General features: G+C 32.8%; 20 protein-coding genes. 12 read left to right on the plus strand and 8 right to left on the minus strand.

The window, feature by feature from the left end:
- Positions 1-155: 155 nt before the first annotated feature.
- Positions 156-569: a hypothetical protein gene (locus AAGU22_RS03840; protein WP_458720914.1), complete on the minus strand. Its 414-nt coding sequence runs from the start codon at positions 567-569 to the stop codon at positions 156-158.
- 631 nt (positions 570-1,200) lie between these two features.
- Between AAGU22_RS03840 and AAGU22_RS03845 the strand changes: the two genes are divergently transcribed.
- Together AAGU22_RS03845 and AAGU22_RS03850 are read left to right on the plus strand one after the other, a co-directional pair.
- Positions 1,201-1,419: a CbtB domain-containing protein gene (locus AAGU22_RS03845; protein ID WP_458720915.1), complete on the plus strand. Its 219-nt coding sequence runs from the start codon at positions 1,201-1,203 to the stop codon at positions 1,417-1,419.
- A 199-nt stretch (positions 1,420-1,618) separates the two neighbouring features.
- Positions 1,619-2,692 carry an inositol-3-phosphate synthase gene (locus AAGU22_RS03850; RefSeq protein ID WP_458720916.1) on the plus strand — a complete coding sequence of 358 codons (1,074 nt, stop codon included), beginning with the start codon at positions 1,619-1,621 and terminating at the stop codon, positions 2,690-2,692.
- 50 nt (positions 2,693-2,742) lie between these two features.
- Here AAGU22_RS03850 and AAGU22_RS03855 read toward each other — a convergent pair whose 3' ends face one another.
- Positions 2,743-3,804, minus strand: a complete 1,062-nt coding sequence (locus AAGU22_RS03855) for a PhoU domain-containing protein (protein ID WP_458720917.1) — start codon at positions 3,802-3,804, stop codon at positions 2,743-2,745.
- A gap of 70 nt (positions 3,805-3,874) precedes the next feature.
- On the opposite strand from AAGU22_RS03855, the gene AAGU22_RS03860 reads away from it, so the two are divergent.
- The 4 genes from AAGU22_RS03860 to AAGU22_RS03875 all read left to right on the plus strand — a co-directional run bounded on the left by AAGU22_RS03860 (position 3,875) and on the right by AAGU22_RS03875 (position 8,000).
- Entirely contained in the window at positions 3,875-4,828 is a 954-nt protein-coding gene (locus tag AAGU22_RS03860; RefSeq protein WP_458720918.1) for a pantoate kinase, read from the plus strand.
- 2 nt (positions 4,829-4,830) lie between these two features.
- Entirely contained in the window at positions 4,831-5,601 is a 771-nt protein-coding gene (locus tag AAGU22_RS03865; RefSeq protein ID WP_458720919.1) for a phosphopantothenate/pantothenate synthetase, read from the plus strand.
- 82 nt (positions 5,602-5,683) lie between these two features.
- A complete protein-coding gene (gene panB, locus AAGU22_RS03870) occupies positions 5,684-6,535 on the plus strand; it encodes a 3-methyl-2-oxobutanoate hydroxymethyltransferase (RefSeq protein WP_458721734.1) in 852 nt (283 codons plus the stop codon).
- A gap of 16 nt (positions 6,536-6,551) precedes the next feature.
- Complete coding sequence (locus tag AAGU22_RS03875; protein ID WP_458720920.1) at positions 6,552-8,000, plus strand: phosphopantothenoylcysteine decarboxylase domain-containing protein; 1,449 nt, start codon at positions 6,552-6,554, stop codon at positions 7,998-8,000.
- Positions 8,001-8,310: 310 nt separating this feature from the next.
- Here the strand turns inward: AAGU22_RS03875 and wecB are convergent, their stop codons facing one another.
- A complete protein-coding gene (gene wecB / locus AAGU22_RS03880; RefSeq protein ID WP_458720921.1) occupies positions 8,311-9,369 on the minus strand; it encodes a non-hydrolyzing UDP-N-acetylglucosamine 2-epimerase in 1,059 nt (352 codons plus the stop codon).
- An 899-nt stretch (positions 9,370-10,268) separates the two neighbouring features.
- Here wecB and AAGU22_RS03885 point away from each other — a divergent pair.
- The 4 genes from AAGU22_RS03885 to AAGU22_RS03900 all read left to right on the plus strand — a co-directional run bounded on the left by AAGU22_RS03885 (position 10,269) and on the right by AAGU22_RS03900 (position 14,491).
- Entirely contained in the window at positions 10,269-10,673 is a 405-nt protein-coding gene (locus tag AAGU22_RS03885) for a transposase (RefSeq protein ID WP_458720922.1), read from the plus strand.
- Positions 10,674-10,733: 60 nt separating this feature from the next.
- Positions 10,734-11,330, plus strand: a complete 597-nt coding sequence (locus AAGU22_RS03890; protein WP_458720923.1) for a transposase — start codon at positions 10,734-10,736, stop codon at positions 11,328-11,330.
- A 719-nt stretch (positions 11,331-12,049) separates the two neighbouring features.
- Positions 12,050-12,904, plus strand: a complete 855-nt coding sequence (locus AAGU22_RS03895; protein WP_458720924.1) for an isocitrate lyase/PEP mutase family protein — start codon at positions 12,050-12,052, stop codon at positions 12,902-12,904.
- A 678-nt stretch (positions 12,905-13,582) separates the two neighbouring features.
- A complete protein-coding gene (locus tag AAGU22_RS03900) occupies positions 13,583-14,491 on the plus strand; it encodes a hypothetical protein (RefSeq protein ID WP_458720925.1) in 909 nt (302 codons plus the stop codon).
- A 13-nt stretch (positions 14,492-14,504) separates the two neighbouring features.
- Here AAGU22_RS03900 and AAGU22_RS03905 read toward each other — a convergent pair whose 3' ends face one another.
- Entirely contained in the window at positions 14,505-15,341 is an 837-nt protein-coding gene (locus AAGU22_RS03905) for a glycosyltransferase family A protein (protein ID WP_458720926.1), read from the minus strand.
- A gap of 254 nt (positions 15,342-15,595) precedes the next feature.
- Positions 15,596-16,831: an asparagine synthase-related protein gene (locus AAGU22_RS03910; protein WP_458720927.1), complete on the minus strand. Its 1,236-nt coding sequence runs from the start codon at positions 16,829-16,831 to the stop codon at positions 15,596-15,598.
- A 263-nt stretch (positions 16,832-17,094) separates the two neighbouring features.
- Here AAGU22_RS03910 and AAGU22_RS03915 point away from each other — a divergent pair, with 263 nt between their 5' ends.
- Positions 17,095-17,988: a glycosyltransferase gene (locus AAGU22_RS03915; protein WP_458720928.1), complete on the plus strand. Its 894-nt coding sequence runs from the start codon at positions 17,095-17,097 to the stop codon at positions 17,986-17,988.
- Positions 17,989-18,109: 121 nt separating this feature from the next.
- Here the strand turns inward: AAGU22_RS03915 and AAGU22_RS03920 are convergent, their stop codons facing one another.
- Positions 18,110-19,261 (minus strand): glycosyltransferase, encoded by a 1,152-nt coding sequence (locus AAGU22_RS03920; protein ID WP_458720929.1) that lies wholly within the window; start codon positions 19,259-19,261, stop codon positions 18,110-18,112.
- A gap of 417 nt (positions 19,262-19,678) precedes the next feature.
- A complete protein-coding gene (locus AAGU22_RS03925; protein WP_458720930.1) occupies positions 19,679-20,611 on the minus strand; it encodes a glycosyltransferase family protein in 933 nt (310 codons plus the stop codon).
- Between the two features lie 565 nt (positions 20,612-21,176).
- Here AAGU22_RS03925 and AAGU22_RS03930 point away from each other — a divergent pair.
- On the plus strand, positions 21,177-21,929 hold the full coding sequence (locus AAGU22_RS03930; RefSeq protein WP_458720931.1) for a class I SAM-dependent DNA methyltransferase: 753 nt from the start codon (positions 21,177-21,179) through the stop codon (positions 21,927-21,929).
- Between the two features lie 18 nt (positions 21,930-21,947).
- Here AAGU22_RS03930 and AAGU22_RS03935 read toward each other — a convergent pair whose 3' ends face one another.
- Positions 21,948-22,622, minus strand: a complete 675-nt coding sequence (locus tag AAGU22_RS03935) for a methyltransferase domain-containing protein (RefSeq protein WP_458720932.1) — start codon at positions 22,620-22,622, stop codon at positions 21,948-21,950.
- Between the last annotated feature and the right edge of the window lie 11 nt (positions 22,623-22,633).

Consider the following 22,633-nt stretch of genomic DNA (forward strand, 5'->3'; position numbering starts at 1 on the left):
TTTGACATTGTGTCGAAAGAGCTTTATTGACCTAAATATGAGATTCCGATTCTGATAATGCAGGGTTTTCCGAATTGAAATTAATTTGGAATTACATTAACAAATTGTTTCACAGAAGAGTGACACCGTCTTATTTATTCCATCTTTAATCCTAGTTAGGGGATCTTTTCACCTTCCGCAGTTATTTTATAATGGTCGACATTATTTGCACTAACAAAAAAATAGAAATCTCTTTCATACCCTGGTTTAAAAGTTGACGAAGCAGGGGTAATGAATCTACTGGTTTCTGAAACGGTGGAATTTTTAGAATCGAATAATTCTACCAGAACTTTTACATCCCTAGTATCGAATGTCGAATTATTTATAGCTGTGCCTTTAACAGTTATTAATCCTGTTGGACTCTCCCCTACTTCAATTTCTCTGAGCTCAAGATTAATTATTGTGCTAGATAGTGAATTTATAATCCCTTGTTCTTGCGAGTTTACTTGATTTGTTGGTAGATTTACTAGAAATATGGTGGCTATTAGAACACTTGGAATCAAAATGAAGGAATTTCTTATTATATTCACTCTTTTTCCTCTCCCTGCTTAATATTTCATACCGTAACCTAGATATGAATTGTTCTTCGGAAGGTAAAGTTTTCATGGTTTAATAAAACTTTAAAGTTTTTGTATTTGAAACTAAGATTGAGTTAATCGTGCAATAACTGGATGATGAGATTGTGAATAGTACTAATAAAATATTTTAATATCAATATCTTGACTTATTCAATAAACGAGAAATTGGCTTCTCATATTAGGAAAATCTCTGAATTGGACATGCTATATTTTCTGAAAACACATTAATTCGGAATAGATCCCTATAGATTATATTTAACTTACTCTGTCCCCGTCTTCTACTTCAATAATTTGGTCGTCTGGATATTTGACCACCTGAATATCACAATGCTTGCATTCGTAGTATTGAGTGTCATGCCTATGACTAATAGACCCGTTCAGCCATATCATCATATTTCCACATCTTAAACAAGACATAGTCATATATATGACTGACAAATCTGTGATATTAAACTCTTTTGATTTTTCAATAATTTAGATTAAAAGATCTTTTAGATAAATATTCATAAATACTAAAACGTATTGACCAGAGACGATTGTAATTTACATAATCATTTATATAATAAGGACAAATGGTAAAATTATGAGTTTGTACCCCGAGCTTAGAATTATAACCAGTGACAATGTACCAAAACTAGCAATTGGTATCTTAGCCGTCATAGCAATATTTAGTATTTATATAGTAGGATATGATCAAGGACAGCTTTTTAGTATGGTACAAGGAAGCGAAGCTTTTGACACAATGTGGCTTCATGAATTTACTCATGATATAAGACACGCTGCCGGTTTCCCATGTCACTAGACTCACTATATGTTTTCTTTTTAGCCTGATATTCTCATAGATAAAACAATATTTCATATATTATACAATCTATTTATCAGGATCACCTCTAAGTACAGACAATTTCTCATTGATTATGGTAGATTGTGTTGTTGCTTTTAACCCGCATTTCTAAGTTGTAAAATTTATATTAAAATTGTATATGATAGAGATCGTATCCATGGGTAAAAAAATAAATGTTGCAATTGCCGGCGTAGGAAATTGCGCTTCTGCTCTCGTTCAGGGAATTCACTATTACAATTCTACTTCATCGTCTAAGGATTCTGTCGGTCTTACATCATTTAACCTTGGAGGCTATGAACCAAGTGATATTAATTTTGTTGCTGCGTTTGATATTGCCGAATCAAAAGTAGGAAAGGATCTGTCTGAAGCTATCATCTCACCACCAAACAATGCCCTGCAAATTGTTGATGTTCCTCCGACTGGAATTAAAGTTCAAAAGGGTAAAGTGTTAGATGGGGCAGGGAGGCATTTTTCAGAGGTAGTAAAACTTTCTGGTGAGACACATGTCGATGTTTACAATGCACTTAAAGAAACACATGCTGATATTTTGATTAATTATTTGCCTGTGGGTAGTAGAGAAGCTAGCAGATATTATGCTGAAAAATGCCTAGACGCAGGTGTTTGTTTTATTAATGCAATCCCAGTTTTCATATCATCGGATTCTGTTTGGCAAAAACGTTTCGTTGAAAAAAATGTTCCTTGTGCAGGCGATGATGTGATGAGCCAATTAGGTGCTACCGTAGTTCATAAGACTTTGGCAAAATTGTGGGTGGACAGAGGAGTCTCAATAGATGAGACATATCAATTAAATGTTGGTGGGGATATGGATTTCTACAACATGTTAGATGAAGAACGATTGGAAGACAAGCGAGTTAGCAAAACTTCAGCGGTACAGGCTATGATACCATATGACGTGCCGATGAGGATAGGTCCATCTGACTATGTTAATTTTCTTCAAAATGATAAAGTATGCTATATCTACATGAAAGGTAGATTTTTTGGAAAGGTGCCATTAGAATTAGATGTGAAACTACGTGTCCCTGATGCATATAATAGTTCAGGTGTGATGATTGATGCAATTAGAGGCGCCAAAATCGCACTTGATAGAAATATTTCTGGATCTTTAGAGAGTATCTCTGCGTATTGTTTTAAACACCCTCCGGTTCAGATGTCATACTCAACTGCGAAATCTAGTTTCATTGATTTTATCGAAGGAAAAAAAGAACGATAGGCTAATTTGGTTTATTTTCATTGGCTCAATATCCACGTTGATTTTTGAACTTATTTTAGCATATACGTTGGTTTTGCTAGATCAGTAATATCTATCCAACATTTTGCAATCTTATCAAGGCAGGAAATACTGTTTATCATTGCAATTGAATATGTATCGTTTATCACAATCTCCTTATCAGATGTTATATGTTTTTTTAATTCAGAAATTGATTCCTTAAATTCTTCATAATTTTCATTTACCTTAAACGCCTTGTCTCTGCTTGTACTTGTAAAAGCCTCAATGGAATAGTGCTGCATTTCTTCCAGTGAATGCCCCGTTTTCCTAATCAAGTCAGCGATCTGCTTTTTTTCCTTAAGTTCGGATAGGTATGATACCAATTCTGCTATTAAATCTCCCGCATTTTCTAGATAATTAGCTGCTATCCTGTAATCAAGCATGTCTATATTACTTAGATTCAGGTTGCTTGCAAGTTTCTTATTCATAATAGCTGTTCTTATTACTCTAACTAAAAGGAAATATTGTCTGTCTATTTCATCGTCTCGACTGTCAATTTTCTTCTTTAGATCTCTTCCAAAGCCTTCACTAAGTGAACGAATAGTTTCCTTGAACATTCCTGTTATGATTGAATTCATCATACTCAATATTTTTTCAATGTTTAGAGTTTTAGCATCAATTAAGAATTGAAGATGTATGTTATAGCTATTCTCATCTACAATCTCTAGTCCAATTAATTTTCTAGTAGCCCTTTTTATTGTTTCACTATCTTCAAATGATATCTGATTCTTCGAATGTATGTTTATCATATTATACCCCAATAGGTAAGCACCAAAAATCTTGTTTAGAAGGATTTTGATTGATTTATCCTTAATTTCTACCTGTTCAGCAGCGTCATTTTTTGATTGTTGGTTACTATTCTCCTGCCCATACTCAAATTCTATCTTTATTTCTTCGTCTTGGTAATTATCATAAATTGAAATGGTGTTGTCGATGTTAGTTTCTATGGTTAGGCTGTTTCCCTTACCTAGTGAGTTTTTCTTTATCCAATCATTTGGAAGCGATATAAGAATACTACTGCCGATTTGTTGTAATATTCGAGTATATATTGTCATAATTTGTATATATGAATATAAATAAATTATACTATATTTTTATATTTACTTTTGATATTAATAGAGTATAGTGGTTTTAGTTACTGAAGTGCCTGTGGCAGTGGCAAAAGCGTATAGTCCTGGTCACATTACTGGTTTCTTTTCCACACCGGATTCACATATTTCAACAATAGATCCAAAATTTCTTGGATCTATGGGTGCTGGTTTTAGCATTGATAAAGGAATTACATCTACCGTTAAAGTATTTTCTTCAAATGAAAAAAACTATGAAATAAAACTTAACGGGATCCCTAATTTTGAGCTAAAGGTATCAAATTTTGTCATAGCATCTTATATGCGGGTAATCCGTGAGCCTGTTTATCTTTCAATTGAACATGAATCTGATTTACCTATTGGGTATGGTTTGGGATCTAGTGGCTCGGCCGCTCTAAGTCTTTCTTATGCCCTTAATGAGGCGTTAAAGACCAACCTAACCAAAGTCCAAGCAGCTCAAATAGCACATAACGCTGATGTAGTTTGTAGAACTGGACTGGGAACAGTGATATCGGAATTTACAGGTGGTTTTGAGTTTCGATTGAGTGTTGGCGGACCTGGCATTGGCCGAGTTATCAAATCTAAATTGTCAACAGACTGGTGCGTTATCGTTTTATGCCTTGAACCTATTAAAACAGAACTATGGTTAGATAAGTGGGTTACAAGTGAGAACAAACACTCTTTGAATCTTCTGGGTAGAAAAATGGTAAATGTTTTACATCAAGATCCAAAAGTGGAATCATTTCTTGAGATGTCTTATCAATTTGCTCATGAATATCATTTGGATAAGGGCAAATGTCAAAACCCACTAAACCTTATGCAGGCAGAAGGCATTCAGGCTAGTGTTGCACTCTTTGGACATACTTTATTTACTCTGACCGAAAGAGACAAGGTACCTAGAATTGTGAAATTACTAGAACAATTTAAGGGCCAATTACTGGTGTGTGGCGTTGATAATTTGGGTGCCAGATTAGTTAGAAGAAATGACTAAGTATGGAAAGGAAAATAAAATTACATGAGAGTCATCCAAGGTATTTATCATTGTTAGCACGAGAAAAACTGGTAACAGGTTTCAAGCGGGGTTTAGTAGCATCAGAGGGTCTAATCGCTCACGGGAGAGGGGAATGCTTTGACTATTTGCTAGGAGAATGCACAACAGAATCCGCTAGATCGGCCATAAATGTTGCTTCTGCCATCTTATTACTCGCTAAATATCCGGTAATTTCTATAAATGGTAACGTGGCAGCTCTATGCGTAGACCAGATATGTGGGTTAAATAGATCTCTAGAATACTCAGCTGTTGAAATAAATCTTTTTTACTATACAAAAGAGAGAGAAAAGTTGATATCTGAAGAATTCAAAAAATACGGATTGACAAGAATATTTGGTATTGATCCCAAAAATCTTGTAAGCATTCCTGAACTAGAGAGCAACAGAAGATTTGTCGACAGGGACGGAATATCTAAAGCTGACGTTGTCTTTGTACCTCTAGAGGATGGTGATAGAACCATAGCCTTAAAACGGATGAATAAGAAAGTCATCACTGTAGATTTGAACCCACTTTCAAGAACTGCATTGTCATCGGATATAACAATAGTCGATAATATTGTAAGGGTAATTCCCCAACTTATCAAATGCGTGGAATATCATAGAAACCATTCTAGTGAAAATGACCTTAAGAATCTTATTGAGAGCTTTGATAATTTAGATGGCCTAAAAAAGGCACTTGAAGTAATGAAATCCAAACAGATTCTATTTCAATAAAAATGAACCAGGTATTCATTCTACTGGGTTTTTTAGACTCTTATGTTGGGAGTTATGATTAGATCTGATTCCAAACATCAGTATTTTACAACAAAAAAAGAAAGAAAGTGAAAAGATCACAGTTGTAACTGCTTATGACTACACCACTTCAAGGATTTGTGATGAATCCGGAGTTGATATATTACTTGTTGGTGACAGTGCAGGTATGGTTATGCTTGGATACTCAAGTACCATACCTGTTACTATGGAAGAAATGATGGTCTATTGCAGAGGTGTTATTAATGGATCAAACAATACTGTAATCATTGCTGATATGCCCTTTGGGTCGTACCAATTTGATCAGTCATTGGCTTTTTTAAATGCCACGAAATTTATTAAATTAGGTTGTCACGGTGTAAAAATTGAAGGTGGTGTCGAAGTTGTTCCTATTATAAAGAAACTTACGGAATATGGAATCCCAGTTATGGGGCATATTGGATTAAAGCCTCAGACCTCATTACTATGGGAGGGTTATAAGGTTCAGGGGAGGACCGCTAATGCTGCAATCTTATTGCATCAACAGGCAATAGAATTAGAAAAAGCTGGAGCTTTTAGTTTAGTACTAGAATTAGTGACCAGTCAAGTGGCTGAACAAATTTCCAGATCACTAACTATTCCAACGATTGGGATAGGTTCAGGTAGCGGGTGTGATGGCCAAGTTTTAGTATTTCAAGATCTAGTTGGATCCTATAATAACTTTAAACCAAAATTTGTAAAGCGATATCTAGAATCTTTTCCTTTAATATTAGATGCGATGAAAAATTATGTTTCAGACGTAAAAAATGGTAAATTTCCAGACGCTGATCATTCATTTTTTATTGCAGAAGAGGAGTTATTGAGATTCAATAAATATCTTAATACAAAAGCGAATATTCGCAGGTTGAATCTGGAATAAATCGGATCGAATTGAAATGGTAGAAGATGAATCCCTCATTAGAAGATCCGTTGATAGTAACAACGATGATAAATTTGATGTACACCCGTCAAAGGATATTAAATGCACTTTGGGAAATGAATTATTTGGAAAAAGAATTGTAATTTGTGTCACCGCTAGTGTAGCTTGTTACAAGGCGATTGACTTGATCAGATTATTGATGAGACATGGCGCTGAAGTATTTGTGGTAATCTCAAAGACGGTTGAAAAATTTATGAATAAAGATTATTTTTTGTGGGCCAGTGGGAATCCGGTTATATCAGAACTTTCTGGAAATTTGGAACATGTAAGAATAGCTAATTTTAAAACATCCGACCTGATAATAGTATATCCATGCACAGCTAATACCATAGGCAAATTTGCAAATGGAATTGATGATACCCCCGTAACTTCAGTTTTATCGATAGGGCTAGGAGCAAGAGTACCTATAATAATTGCTCCTGCGATGCATGATGCTATGTACCAAAACACGATAATCAAACAAAATATACAAGATTTAGAAAAAATTGGAATAGTGTTTGTAAATCCGATCCTTGAAGAAGACAAGGCCAAGGCTGCAACCGTTGAATCCGTGTTATTACAAAGTGTTGATCTTGTCAAAAATCAAACTTCAAATTCTGGGAAAAATAATTCAATCCCAAACGATCATTTAGATTGGTTTTTCTGTAAATGTTCGATTAATGATTCGATTCAATTAGGTAATGAACAAATGCGATCATTTTTGAAAAATAGAAAGATTTTGATATCTACGGGCAGTACCGTTGAGCACATAGATCCAATTCGGGTCATTTCTAATACCAGTTCCGGTAAAATGGGTTATTTTCTGTTAAAGAAGGCTATTGATTTGGGATTAGATGTTACTCTTGTTAAAGGATCGACAATGATCGATTTAGAATATACTAAATTGAAGGACAAGTTTGATTTTAAGATGGTTGAAGTTAGAACAAGTCAACAAATGCTGGGTAGTGTAATGGGGGAGTTATCTTCAAGACCTTATGACATAATCATACTTGCTGCAGCAGTTTCTGATTTTAGACCCGAATTTTCTTCGAGTGATAAAATTACAACCGACCGCGATTCTTTTGTCATTAAACTTGTGCCAACTAGCAAAATAGTCAATCAAGTCAAAAACATCCAAAGAAAGACGTTCTTAGTTGCTTTTAAAGCTGAATATCACGTTTCAGACCGAATTTTAATGGAAAGATCATATCGGAAACTACTGGATTCTGATGCCGATATGGTTGTTGCCAATGACGTAGGCACTGAAGGAGCACTTGTTGGCTCAGATTCCAATAAGATCATGATTGTAGATAAATTCAAGAATTATTATGATTTTCCCCTTCAAAATAAAGAATCTGTTGCAGAAAACATTCTAAAATTGATATACGTAAATTTATCTGGTAGGCAACGAAATGATGAATACTAGGTTAAAGTCTAATACCAAATAAATACGGCCTAATAATATCCATATATTTATGATTAATCCCTCTGTTTTATAGGCCTTGTTAACAAGACCATTATTTTATCATGTTGATTTAAGTAAAGATCCGCACAGTTTTGAATATCTTTAATTTACCATTCTATAACTTGGGCTGAATGAGAACATCTCAACTGTGGTTTTCCCCTTCATGTAATGCACATAGCCCGTTCAATGACAATTTATAGTTTTCACCGAAAGGAGTCATTCAGTGATTAGTGTGAGTATAATATCAAAGATTGTAGAATAAATAAAATTCCTAGCCGAATAATTCCAATATCTTGTCAGAAATTATTTTTGAAGTATCGCCTTTTCCGAAAATTTGTTTTCTATTCGAACTAGATGGATACCATGATTTGATTGCTCTAATAATTTTTTCACTGTCTGTTCCAACCAATGTATTCCATCCTTCTTCTATGGTCTCAACCCACTCTGTATTATTTCTGATAGTAATACATGGAACAGATAGCAAAAACGATTCCTTTTGGATCCCTCCGGAATCCGTCACAATCTTTGTAGAATTACGCATCAACTGAACAAAATCAGTATACCCTACAGGTTGTATTATCTTAACGTTCTTGCAGGCCAAAATCCTCTCATACAAATTATTCAATTTTAATATACTCATAGTCCTCGGGTGAATAGGAAAAACTACCTTTATATGATTTATTCTCTCCATAGTTTTGATTACTGACAGTAAGTTTTCTGCTTGGGATGTATTTTCTGCCCGGTGCATTGTAAACAATATGTATGAATCCGGTTCTAAGTCCAACATCGAAAGAATTTGGGATTGTCTTGACATTTTTAGATATTCTGCAAGTACCTCAACAGACAAATCGCCTGTTTGGAATATTTGCCCTGATAAATTGGCTTTTTTAATATTTTCAACGGCTGTATCAGTGGGTGCAAATAAATAGTGGCTCAGATTGTCAGTCAAAATGCGATTGATCTCCTCGGGCATATTCTTGTCAAAGCTTCTGATTCCGGCTTCAACATGAGCAATCTTAATATTAGATTTGAAAGCCGCAAAAGCTCCCGCAAATGTGGAGTTCGTATCGCCATAGACTATTGCTAAATCGAATTGATGTTCATTGATCACCTTCTCGGTTTGTTTTATCATCTCACCAACCTGGTAGCATGATGTCCCAGAACCAATTTCGAGATTGAAATCCGGTTTAGGAAGGTTAAATTCATTAAAGAATATTCCAGACATCTCAAAATCATAATGTTGACCAGTGTGAATTATAATGTGTGTAACTTTGCCTTTTAATCTTCTATAAATGGGAGCAAGTTTAATAAAATTAGGCCGTGCCCCCACAATTGAAACAATACTTTTACGTCTATACATTAAATGCATAATACATAAAAAGATGGACTTAAATACCTATGATAGGATAACATTGTCATTCGCTTATCTAATAACCTATGATAGGTTAAGAAAAAACTTATCCTTTTTTCATAACTTCAAATAGTTTCTATTGTGTTATGAGTTAAAGCTGTAGCGAGTACGGGACAACAACGTTGTGTCTTGAATTTATATCTATCAGAGTCATTGTAGATTAACTTCTAAATGATAGTCTCATAATTCTATACAGCGGAGGGTGTGCCATGTTTCAGAAGAAAATTTGGGTGAGCTGATCGAGTGTGATCTTTTGGCAAAACAAAGATAAAACCTATAAGACTAACAGCCACCAGTTCATAATTGATCTAATTAGTATGATGATTCTTTCAAAAATCGTTGACGTACCAATGAGGCGGTCCTATCTGTACCATGCGACCATTATCCTAAAATATTTTATATTTCGAATTTGGATTGGCCAATCTAATTCATGTAGGTTATTGCTTCACTTTCATACCATAAACCTATCATTTAGCAGAAAGATGATGGGAGTAAGGATTGTTTGCTACTGAATCACATTTGACAAGTAATTGGCATCTGAGTGGTCACTAAAACCTTTCTCAGGTGATATCAAAGAGAGGTAATAAGATTGGGTAATTTGTTTGCTTTAAAAGGAGATAAGATCAAACTTTTGAAATATCTATGTACAGACCCTTTCTTGAAGTCCATAAAGGTACAGTATTGGGCAAGTCATCGGTGTAGAAAAAATGACGCCTCTTTCTGATATAATGATGGATACAGCATGAAGTATTAGTTATATGAGGCCGGGTCATTATTCCAAACAAATAAAGCTAGTCTCATAGAGTATCATATCTTGCTTGAAACAGATACTATCCACAAGACCAGTCAGGGATAATTCGTCATCCATTCTAATTAGTATTCTGTATTTTATCGGGTTGATTGATTGGTCAGGTAACTCTGTCAAATCTCATCATAATAACAAGAGAGGTAGACCTTACGTGTACTCACCAATCGTAATCCTTCGATGCTTTATAGTCCGTATCTGGTTTAGACTTGATTCAAACAGGTCACTGCATCATTTTCTATCTTTGGATTTATCCTATAACAGAAAGATTTTGAAGGCGTGCGGGTTATCTGTATCGTACTTACCACCAAGTAGACGCACCTTCGATAGGCGATTGAAAACTATGTCTACCGACATCAAGGAAAGGATTGCAATAATGGGAAGCCTATTTGTCATTGGAGGATTAGTCAGACCATAGATAGTTGCAACAGACACAGCCCTTTTAAGATCAAATGGTCATGTGTGGCACAAATCGTCAATGAAAGAAGGTGTAGTACCTAGATCGGGAATCGACACAGATGCAAGGTGGGGTCGCAGTCGTACCAAAGGGTGGCTATTTGGATACAAACTGCATATGATATCCAGTACCGATCCTTCTTCTACAATGGTACCACTATCAGCCGATGTTACCACAGCCAATATATCAGACAAACCTGTTTATCCAGACGTAGTAGCCTATCTATCTCCAGAAATATTATGGAAAATACATTTTATGATAGCAGACCCGGGCTATGATGGTAAGAAACTGTATGACCTAAGCATGGTTAAGGGATTCCAACTCGTATGTCCTGTTAGAAGATACAAAAGAACCAAAGAAGAAAGACTGAAACCAGTTGAGTTTTATGAGTCGGCTCTGGGACAGGTCGTGTATTCTAGGAGAAGTACTTCTATAGAACCGCTGATAGAGCACATAAAACCTGTTTTTAGGATATACCCAGTACCGGTGAAAAGATTGGATAAGGTACGTGGTATCGTCCTGTTATCCGTATTACTGTATCAGATACTTGTTTATTATAACTGCAAGATGCGAAAAGATGGTCCTAGAAAATCAATCAAATACATGATAGGCTGTTAATCAATTAAGAAACTAGAATAAATTATTAAAATGAATTATGACCCACACTCAGTTATATCCAGGACTTAATATTTGGATTAACCTGTATATATTATCAAACACTGGTACTCTTATTATAGCTCTGCCTGCTGATGTTACAACTGCATAGCCATGTTTATCCTGCAATTGAGTTCAATTTCTCTTCAGAAATAATAAGAATGCCCATTGAATGGTAACATATCCTAGTTACTATTAACATAATCTATATAAATCAAGCATTGGTATGGATTCTTCCATAGTCCTACCCATCAGTCGATAAAAAATATTTCAATAGGAAAACTTGAATGGTCGATTCTTATGATTCTATATTAGATTAATTAGTATACTAGAAAAGAAGAATAGACATGGCACATAGCAACTCGGTCTTTAGGATGGATTTAGTATCCCGTAGAAGTTAACACAATTGCACTATCGTACTACTTTATGTATTATTCTATCGATTGGATCACTATATTAGCATGATGATTGACTTAACTTAACTACTTATATTCTAAATTTAATGGAAATTTTGTCGTTTACCCAATGGATTCGGAGCAACAGCCTCTGTGTAGAACGTGACGGCATTCATGGATTTAGGTGGAATTTAAACTACGCCGTAAACAATAGGAATACTAATCGATATCAAAATCATGTCTTGTTCAAATAAAATTATATAAAGAGGTCAAAAGTAACACTATCATTTGTCATTAAGTAACTTATTGAGTCGTCAGAATGATATTTTAGTTATGCCCGGTGTATACGATGCTTTGACCGCCAAGATTGCTGAACAAGTAGGGTTTGAGGCTATTTTTCAAACTGGATACGGAACTTCGGCGTCATTGTTAGCATTGCCAGATTTTGGATTCTTAAGCATTACCGAGACTGTTGAAAATGCACGGAGGATAACTCGAGCAGTTGATATACCATTAATTGTAGATGTAGATACTGGATACGGTAATCCTTTAACTGTATCCAAATTAGTAAATGATTTACAAAGAATAGGAGCATCGGGGATCTTCCTTGAAGATCAAGTTTGGCCAAAAAGGTGTGGTCATATGATGGGTAAGGAAGTTATCGATTCTCAAGAATACATTCAAAAACTAAGGTCTGCTATTGATGCTAAGAAAAAGGACTCAGATTTCACAATCGTGGCCAGAACTGATGCTATGGCCCCACTGGGCATTGAAGAGGCTATAAAGAGGGGAAAATTATATAGAGAAATTGGTGCTGACATCGTTTTTGTGGAGGCCCCGCGTTCTGTCGAAGATATGAAAAAAATTGCCGATCAAATTGATGCCCCATTAGTAGCTAACATGATAGAGGAAGGTATAACACCTAATTTGACCTCGACTGAACTTTTAGAAATGGGTTACAAAATTGCCCTCTTCCCGCTTTCTGGATTATATTCCTCCGCTTTTGCGTTATTTGAAACGTTCAAGACTTTGAAAGAGACAGGTACCACGAAGACGCTAAAAGATAAAATGATGAAGTTTAAGGAATTTAATAAACTAGTTAGCCTGGATAAATACATGACCATGGAAAACAAATATGTTTGATTCTATGTCAATAACCTAAACTTGACTATTGTTGAATGCATATTTTGCTTTTTCTATCCTATTAGTTTTTGGCATTGGCTGTTTAATTGGGATCATTCCAATAATCCAAAACTTTCCATATCCTGTAGGCTACGATTCTATAAATTACTATCTACCTGCTCTCTATGATCTGAATTCTAACCCCGTAATTGGGGGAACATTATTTCCAGTTTATGTATTTTTGGTATATTCCTTTCATTTGATCTCTTTCTCCGATCTATATCTTGCCTTTAACGTTGTAAACATTATATTATATGGATCTCTTAGCGTTACCACGTTCCTTTTAGGTACTGGTGTATTAGACAATCAGTTAATAAAAGTATATTGTTTGCCATTTTTGTTATATTCCAGCTAAGTGCCCTGAGAATGGCATGGGATCTACATAGAGATATTTTGGCACTTGTTTGTCTTAACCTTAGTTTAGTTACCATAAACCATTTGAGGTCAAATCATTTCAATAGACCTATACTCTTACAATACGTTACTGTTAGTGTCCTGTATCTAGCTACATTATTTTCTGATAGAATGATGGGAGTTTTATTAATTATATCATCAATCTGCTTTTCTATCAGATATAAACTCCTTCTTCTAGGTACTATTAATTTACTATTACTAACATTATTTCTAACTTACTTCTTTTTGTTAGATGATATAACTTTTGTTTCTATTGGGTCGAATCCAGTAGATACATTAGTGAATCCTGTATATAACAAAAATAATCTATCTCCTTACGATTTACTTGTATTGCAACTTTCACTATATGGGATCCTCATTCCATTTTTCATTGTAGGTTTTCTTAAAAAGTCAAATTCGTTAATCCTCAAGATTCCCACTCTAGTGACAATTTTACTATCATTTAGTTGGCTCCTCATCCCTAATCATAGTTATTTGGTACCGGAGCGTTGGATTATTCTTTCAGGATTTTTTATTTCCATCTTCGGACTATATGGGTTCTTCTTTATCGCTGATAGATTAGTAAATTCAAAACTTAGAAATCTAGTTTCGGTCTTATTTGTTTCTTCTTTTATTACTTATGGAATTTTATTTATAGTTCTCCCTTATGGAATTGTTTTTACCATCCCTTCTATATTTCAAACCCAAACTGGACTAACAATCCCGCTGTCCATGTCTTTTAATTCACTAGAGATATCCAAGAATCAGGACTTGGTGAATTCTATAGATTGGATTAATACCAATACGAAGAATAATGCAGAAATTATTGGAACACTGCACTGGCGAGGGTGGTTTCATTTATTTTTAGAAAAACCACGTCAATATATTTTTTCTGAGACTGTATCTTTACCTAGTAATTATTCCTCAATTGAGAAAAATGAAAATGCATTGTACGATAACCTGAAAAGCAAAATTGATTTTCAGTGTGTTAAAGTGGGGGATTATACAAACACTAGTTCCGTTTCTGAAAATGAAAAAAATATTTACTTGATCGATTCTAAATCGGGTCACTATGATATTTATTACTATTACCCTATAGTTTATGATTCAAAATATTTTAATATTTATGAAATTACTAATTCAATTTGTGGGTGATCTTTGCATAATTCTATCCTGGTTTAATTAATGATTTAATTTTATCTACTTGGGTCTTTCTGTTAAATTTTCTAATATCATCCGGGTACATGCTATCATATCCTTCAAGCTTCGGTCTATAAGATATATAATGATATAACATATATAAGGCTCCAACCCTACCAATAGGCTTACTGGTACCAAAATATAGGAAAAATCTCCCAAATGCGAATAATGGATGATAACCCAGGGTTCTCATACTAGCGCCGAATTCATAGAAATGATGATTTTGTCCAAGGGGTCGAGTGTGCTCAAATTTTGCCTCTTCTAGGATGGTCTCTTTATATCCACTTTTTCTTGATGCAATCAAAATAGCGGATTCATATCCCATTTTCTCAGGATATTGAGCGTATTCTTTATAAAAGAAGGAATTTCTGACAAATCTACCTGCTCCACGAGGAGTCTTATAACTACCATCATCAATATTCCCAGATACGATAGCATAATCTGCGTTATTATCCATAAATTCAATTATTTTTTTAGCATAATCGTTATAATAGATAGTATCATCAGTACCTATCATATGATAATCTGTTTCCTCCAACTTTTTTTCAGCTTTCAGAGCCAAGGCTTTGTTCCAGTTCTTAACCACTCTAGAAATGTCATAACCCAAATCAGGATTAGAGATGATATATAAGTTATCGACTCTATTAGATAACTCTTTTAAAATTGTTCCAGTATTGTCTTTAGAGCCGTCATCTATTACAATTATATATGATGGTTTTATGGTTTGGTTTGATAACGACATTATGGCTTTTTCAATATCGTTTTCGGAATTTCTACATGTTACAATTGTAAAATAAGTTCCCATATGGCCTAAAATGGTTTATAAATATATAATCTAAGTGTATTTCATTATTTCTATGATTTACCCAACTGATAATTTTTGTTTCCATTTGATTTACCCTTATAATTAACATGAAAAAGATTATTGAATTTAAACCCAATTTTCGAAAAGATTCTCATGGATACTAGATACCAGATGGGATTATGATTGTAATCGAGATGAAAAATATTATAAATAGATAAATGATCATCTTATCTCATTTAATAAATATATCAAATTTATAATTTAGCGCTGGATTTCAGTGTATGTGAAATAAATATTCTATACCATATTTCAAAAGACAAGACAGATAATAACTTGCTAATATACCTTATCCTTAAATTATTATTAGTTGAATTACCTGCCAAAGAAATGGATTCATTTATCCATTTTATGTTGATGATATCATTTTTAACAGATTCAGAATCTGTATGTAAATATGCTGTAATAATTTGTTTACCATAATTATCCCACATATTTACCAAATTTAGTGAAAAACCTTTTTTTATCGCTGGAATATTTCCATTCCCTTTCGATTTTTTTAGAATTGATATGAGAGGTAATTTTCCTACATTTTTAGCATAATCGTATTTAATATGCCATGGTAATCTGGAAGTAAATTCAATCATCTCTGGATTTAAAAACAAGGAATTTATGTCCATATCTAGATGTTTGCCGAATTTTAAGTTTGAAGGTATCCAATCATATAATAGCTTTCCATTAAAATCTGCAAGAAATACCTGATCTAAAGGTTCCAGTGAACTATCGAAATACTGTTTAAAATTTTCATATATCCTTATCCAAGAAAATTTTAAATTCTTATTGAAGATTTCTTCTTGATTTGGAACCCAGTCACGTTCGTGACATGATAAATAAATTCTTGATTTATCAAGCCATGAAGGATTTTTTAGTTTGTTTAATTCGGTTAGGTATTTGTAATAACGAAAAACGTATCCACCAAATATCTCGTCGCCTCCATCGCCAGAGTAGAAAATTTTAGAATAATCTTTAGCTTTTTCTAGTGTATAAAATTGATATAAATTCCATTTTGGCGTACCTACAAAGGAAATCAATTTTGGTAGATCTACAAGAATATTGTTTAGGTATATTTCGTGAAATTCGCAATTATATTTTTCGGCAATATCTTTTGCGACTGAAATTTCATCATCGTCATCACCAAAGCCAGCACAAATTGCATCAATTTTTAATTCCGGGAAAAATTTTCTTAACATCACTAACGTGAATCTGGAATCTATACCTCCACTCAAAGCAATAGAAACCCTTGGCACTTTCATATGAGATAATTTTGAATCCAAGTCCTTTTTTACAATTTGCAGTACCTTTGGCTCAATATCTTCAATTTTCCCCCAAATAGGCTTCTCCGGTTTTAATGGCACATCAAGACTGTCAACAGATGGATTATATCTTAAAGTTAGGAAATTAATAATATCGTCCTTCTTTAAGATTTGAGCCATACTTTAATATACATACTTAGATTGTTTAATAAATTTAGTGAATTAAATGATATTAACAACTTTTTAGATAATGTTATTAAACTTAAAATTAGACATTGATATACTATTTCTTCTTATTTTTACAAATAATTATCTAATAGTTTTATATTTAATGCAAACTATTTGGGGGTTTATTAAATTATATTAAATCCGATTATTATATTACGATCTAATATATTTGATTAAATATCTTTATCTAATTAAGATAAAATAGTATTTTTACCTTGAAGATAGCTCATATCAATAATATCTCTGGTGTGGCATCCATTCTTTCTAAATATCAAAGACAACAAGGATTAGAGGTGGATGTTTTTGTTTTTAACAAAACCATCTATGAACAATTCGGTGGTATTCTGATTAATTATAAATCTCCTTTCTCTAGATGGAATATATTAAAGAAACTCAAAAAACATTATGATGTCTTACATTATCATTACCCTTATGGTTCATTAAAGAGAAGTTTAGAGAAATTAAATAAGGAAAAAATATATTTAAAACATTACCATGGCAATGATATAAGGGGAAAGTATGACCCTGATCCTTGTCTCGTCTCTACTCCCGATCTGCTACAGTACGCCCCAAATGGTATATGGTTACCAAACCCAGTTGATATTGATGAGATAAACCAAATAGTTACTAACAGAGATTTGGATAATAGAAATGGGCCACTTAGGTTAGCCCACTATCCATACTATAAAAATTACCCATCAACCTTCACTGATTATTATTCTGAGACCTTGTCTAGTGTTAAAAGAGAAAATAAATGTGAAATATTAGAAATTTTTAGATTGTCTAATCAAGAAACTCTTCAACTTATAGCTTACTCGGATATTGTTATTGGAAAAATTTTACCTGATGTAGGATGGTTTGGAAAGTTTGAACTTGAAGCTATGGCTCTAGGTAAACCTGTTATTGCTTACGTTTCGGATGAATTATTTGAAAAATACAAACCCCCGATTTTTAGAACTACCAAAAATACCTTTCAGGAGGATCTAAAATATCTAATTGAAAATGACCAGCAGAGACATAGACTGACTAATGAAGGACCTGCTTATATCAGAAAAAATCATAGCATAGCTGACATCATAGCTACCATTAATAGATATTATCGTAATTAATTTTTTTGAAAACATCGGACCTTTAACTGTCGAATCTATAGAAATTTTTTATGTTAAAGTGGATGATTATTTCATTCTACTTTAAATTTTATAAACCCTTGACTATTCAATTTATTCAGATTTAACACTTTTTATATGCTTCAAAAATATTATTTTCGTTATTTTCCCATAGCAGATTATTTCTAGCGTAATTAAAAATTTCTATTCTTTTCTTGTATAATTCATTCATATTTTCTTTAAGATACTTTATCTTACATATCAAGTCTTCATATCCATCAAATGTCACACAATTTTTTTCTAATATATCTATTACTGGCTTAAATGATGATGTTAATATTACTATTAGTCCTGAATGTGCATATTCATACGCTTTATTTGGACTAGTGAATTCATGGGACCAATGTCTTTTCCAAGGTAAAAGTCCTATTGAATGATTTGACATCTCTTTAAACATTAGATTCCTGTCCAAGAAACCTCTATAGTTAACTTTTAAGGACGATTTTCCTTCCCATCCTATAATAGATAGATCACCTAAGTCTTGATTATCAAATAATTCCGGTAATCCATCAATATTTCGATTGGGTAACTTTTGAATATTGTGACCATCAGAGCCTGCATAGACGCTTGATAGTCTATCATAGAATTTAGGAGTCTCAAAAGACTCGGTTTCAAACTTCATAGGAAAATTAGGAATAACAAATATGTCGTTGTTGAAACGATTTATTATTCGCAAATCATCAGCAATCTTATTTGATACTGTTATTGTTGGATTTGATCCGACTACTTCCTTCTCCCACTTGGCCCATAGGTGAATTATGCGATGATTAATAATCCTTCTTCTTATTCTTATTGGCATCTGAATTATCTTGTTAATGCTTGTCCTATTGCTACTTGCTTCTGAATATTTTTCAATTTCAACTAATAATAGTGAATGTTTTGACCAATATTCATGATCATCATATACAAAAGGCATTTTGAATTCTTTAACCATTTTTGCAGAAAAAATGTTATGAGCATGAATTATGTCTGGTCTTGATTCTTTTAATATCCTTTCAACTTGTTTCTTTACGGAATTCCAATAAAAAGGTATTCCATATCTTGCTTTGGCTGTCCAATTAACTTCAAAAATATTAGAAAAAACTTCCCTCTTATAAAGGGGGGAGACTTTAGATCCCGCAAATGTAACCTCATGTCCACGATTCGATGCACTAATAGCTGATTTTTCAATTCTCCAATCTGGTAGAGCCTCATGCGATAAATGTAAAATTCTCAAATTTTAGTTATGAAGATTATACATTAGTCAAATAAATACTTAGATAAAAATTAATATGAAAATTTCACTTGATTATTTGTGATTGTAAAAGTAATTTGAGGATTATATGTCAATCCTATATCATCTTTATCTTGTTACTATACTAAATTAGCAGAACATGATCCTTTGATATCGTGTATAGAAAAACATCGACATATGGTCTCGGATGAAATGATAAAACAATTTATGTTTAGATAATCTGATTTCATTCATTACTACTTTATAAATGACCTTATATTTTATTATTGAAAAATTTAGTTATTCTTATTCCAATTATTTTACTTGCATCCGGTTACATAAACTCATTATAATGCATATTTGTATTTTTGTAGATTAAAATATACCTCCGTAAGGTATTTTGATCAAAAAGGAAATAGATCAATCCATTATGTTTTTGTAAATATTGGATAAACTGTTTGTGACATTCGAAGGACAATGCTGCGGAGGTAGGCCCCTCAAATTATTCAATCGATGATCTATTACATTTAGACCACAAGATAATGCTTCTAAAGCGGTTTTACTTAAAGCGGGTATCAATTTATTATTTATATATCTAATATCTACATAAGTATCAAATTGTTTAAGAAATTCTGGCATTTCTTGGTAATTGATCGTCTGCTTCATTCTATCATGAATCTTAATTTCGGAATCAAAATTATTCTCTTTCAGATATTTTAATGCCATTTTAGTATCAGTTGCTTCATTATCGATTGTTAAAGCTCTACTTTTGAAATCTTTCCTGAAGCCTTTGATATCTGGCCTAAAGTGTTCTATATCAATAGGATTTGGAAGATATATAGCCTTAACATTATTCTTTGAGGCAGTATAGTTGAGCAGATCAATTGTTGAAACTAAAACTGCATCAGCGACAATTTGTGCTTTTAATTTTATCCTTTTTTTCAATAATATTGTATCTCTTCCCTTTCTGTACGTCAAGATTAATCTAATGATCGTATCTGACAATCTTGATCTATGGGGAAGCTTTTGATTTTTTATACCTCTTATATCTGTCCCATGATAATGTATAATTATTTTTTTTGAATTACTAAATTTTTTACGAAGTTTTATTATGATGTCGCTTCTACCATGAACGTGAATAATATCCATTGTTTCCGCTTCCTTAAAAACATAATTCAGAAATTGTTCTTCAGTTTTAACCTGCGTGATATATTCTTTATAATATTCATAAATGCCATATTTATCAACTCTGCTAAGCTTTATGACCCTTGAATCATGACCATAAATTTTTTGTTGATATTTGGCTAAAATACATGCCACTCCAGCTTCATCATTTACATGGAGGATTCGCAATCTATAACACAATTATACAATAGAGGATTAGGTATAAACTAACTGATGTAGTTGATTTTGGACCGATTTTTTATTTCATATTTGTATGATTCTTATCTCCGGACGATTTTTATTATATATATCTGGTATTAAATGTGATTTCTAAATACATCGCTAATTCATATTTGAATAGTCTCTTTATGATCTTGCCAATTAGTTTTTTCTACTCATTTTTATTTTTTTTAGATCCTAGTTTTGGAAATAAGATTAATGTTCTCTTATCTAGTTAGCACACTTTTTTTCTAATGCATTTATTAAGTTACTTTTTTTATGGATTTATTCCCCATCTCGTTAAATCAATATTGCCTATAGTCATATAACCGCTAATGAAAATTTAGTAATTGGGATGAATGATGAATTAAAATCATCAAAACTATCTTTGAGTTTTAGTTTGATTTAGCTATGATAAATAAATATTAAAATATTACCTTTTTAGTAGATTGGTATTTATATATATTTTTTATATATATGATCATCATATTTCATGGAAAGTGATGAAGATATTAAAAACTATTGGGAGAACCGATTGTCTAATAATTATGGTTTACATGGAACAGGTTTCATTGGATTGGGTAAGAACTATAATAAATGGATGTACAGGGTTAGACGACACGTTTTTCTAAAGAAAATAAAAGATCTTAATATTGAAAGTTCTCAGGTCGATATCTTGGACATAGGCTCTGGCACCGGTTTTTATATAAGTCTTTGGAAAGAATTGATGCTGCCAAATGTTACAGGTTGTGATTTGACAAAAACTGCTGTAACAAACCTGAAAGCGAAATTTCCCGATTTTAGATTCTTAGAATTTGATATAGGTGATGATACTATACCAATATCTGAAAAGTTTGATATAATATCCGCATTCGATGTTCTATTTCACATAGTAGATGATACGAAATATTTAAAAGCGTTAGAAAATATCAAAAACCTGTTAAAACCTGGAGGAATTTTTATTTTTTCAGAAAATTTTGTACATGACGAATCAAAATATGCCAAATTTCAAACCACCCGATCTTTAAAGGAAATTCAGGGCAGTCTTGAAAACCTCGGATTTATTGTTTTGGAAAGGTCCCCAATGTTTTTCCTGATGAATGCTCCGGTTGATTCAAAAAACAGATTATTGAATAAGATGTGGCGAATGATTACTAAAAACGTATCCCGTGGTGAAAAGTTTGGATTAATTATTGGCACTATTTTGTTTCCTTTAGAGATTTTTATTATATCTATTACAAAAGAAAGCCCTACCACCGAAATTATGATTTGCAAAAATTCACAATAAAAGGAAAATTTTATTTTCTTATCTGCCCCTGATGATTTTATAAAACACAGCAGCACCTGGTATTACAGCAAAGGCCATCTTTAAGGATTTTTTGAATGGAGATTCATTGTGTTTTCTTAATATTCGTATATTATTTTTTAAATCTTTAATGGTTCCTTTGGTTTTTGTAACATAGCAAATCAACGAGACTCTATCTCTGATTGTATAACATTCTCCTATCTCTTGAAGGTCTCTAATCGACCATACTGATCTATGGGTTTCAAAGATATTTCCAAATGCATCCTCCTGAGGGCTAGGATTCAGAGGAGTGCTTATCAATAGTCCTTTATTTTTATTCAATAAACCATTGAGTAATTCTAAGCCCTCGTCTTTTTTGAAATGTTCTATTACGTCAATTAACAAAATTAAATCATATTTAAAAGATAGATTGTGATATAATTCTCCTATATTTTTATTGTATAAATTATTATAAATGTACTCGTGTAATGGCGTAATATAATTACTAAAAACTTCTACACCATCGATTCTTTTATTGAACTCGTATTTTTGTTCGCCATTCCATAAATCTAGATATTCTCTGCATAATACTCCGTATTTCCCATACCCACTTCCAATATCCAGAACAGAATTGGGTTTTAAAGCGATTATGATTTCCATTATTTTTGAAATATGGTAATATTGACTAGATGGCATGTTTAATCTAT

It is taken from the genome of Candidatus Nitrosocosmicus sp. R, from assembly GCF_054408505.1.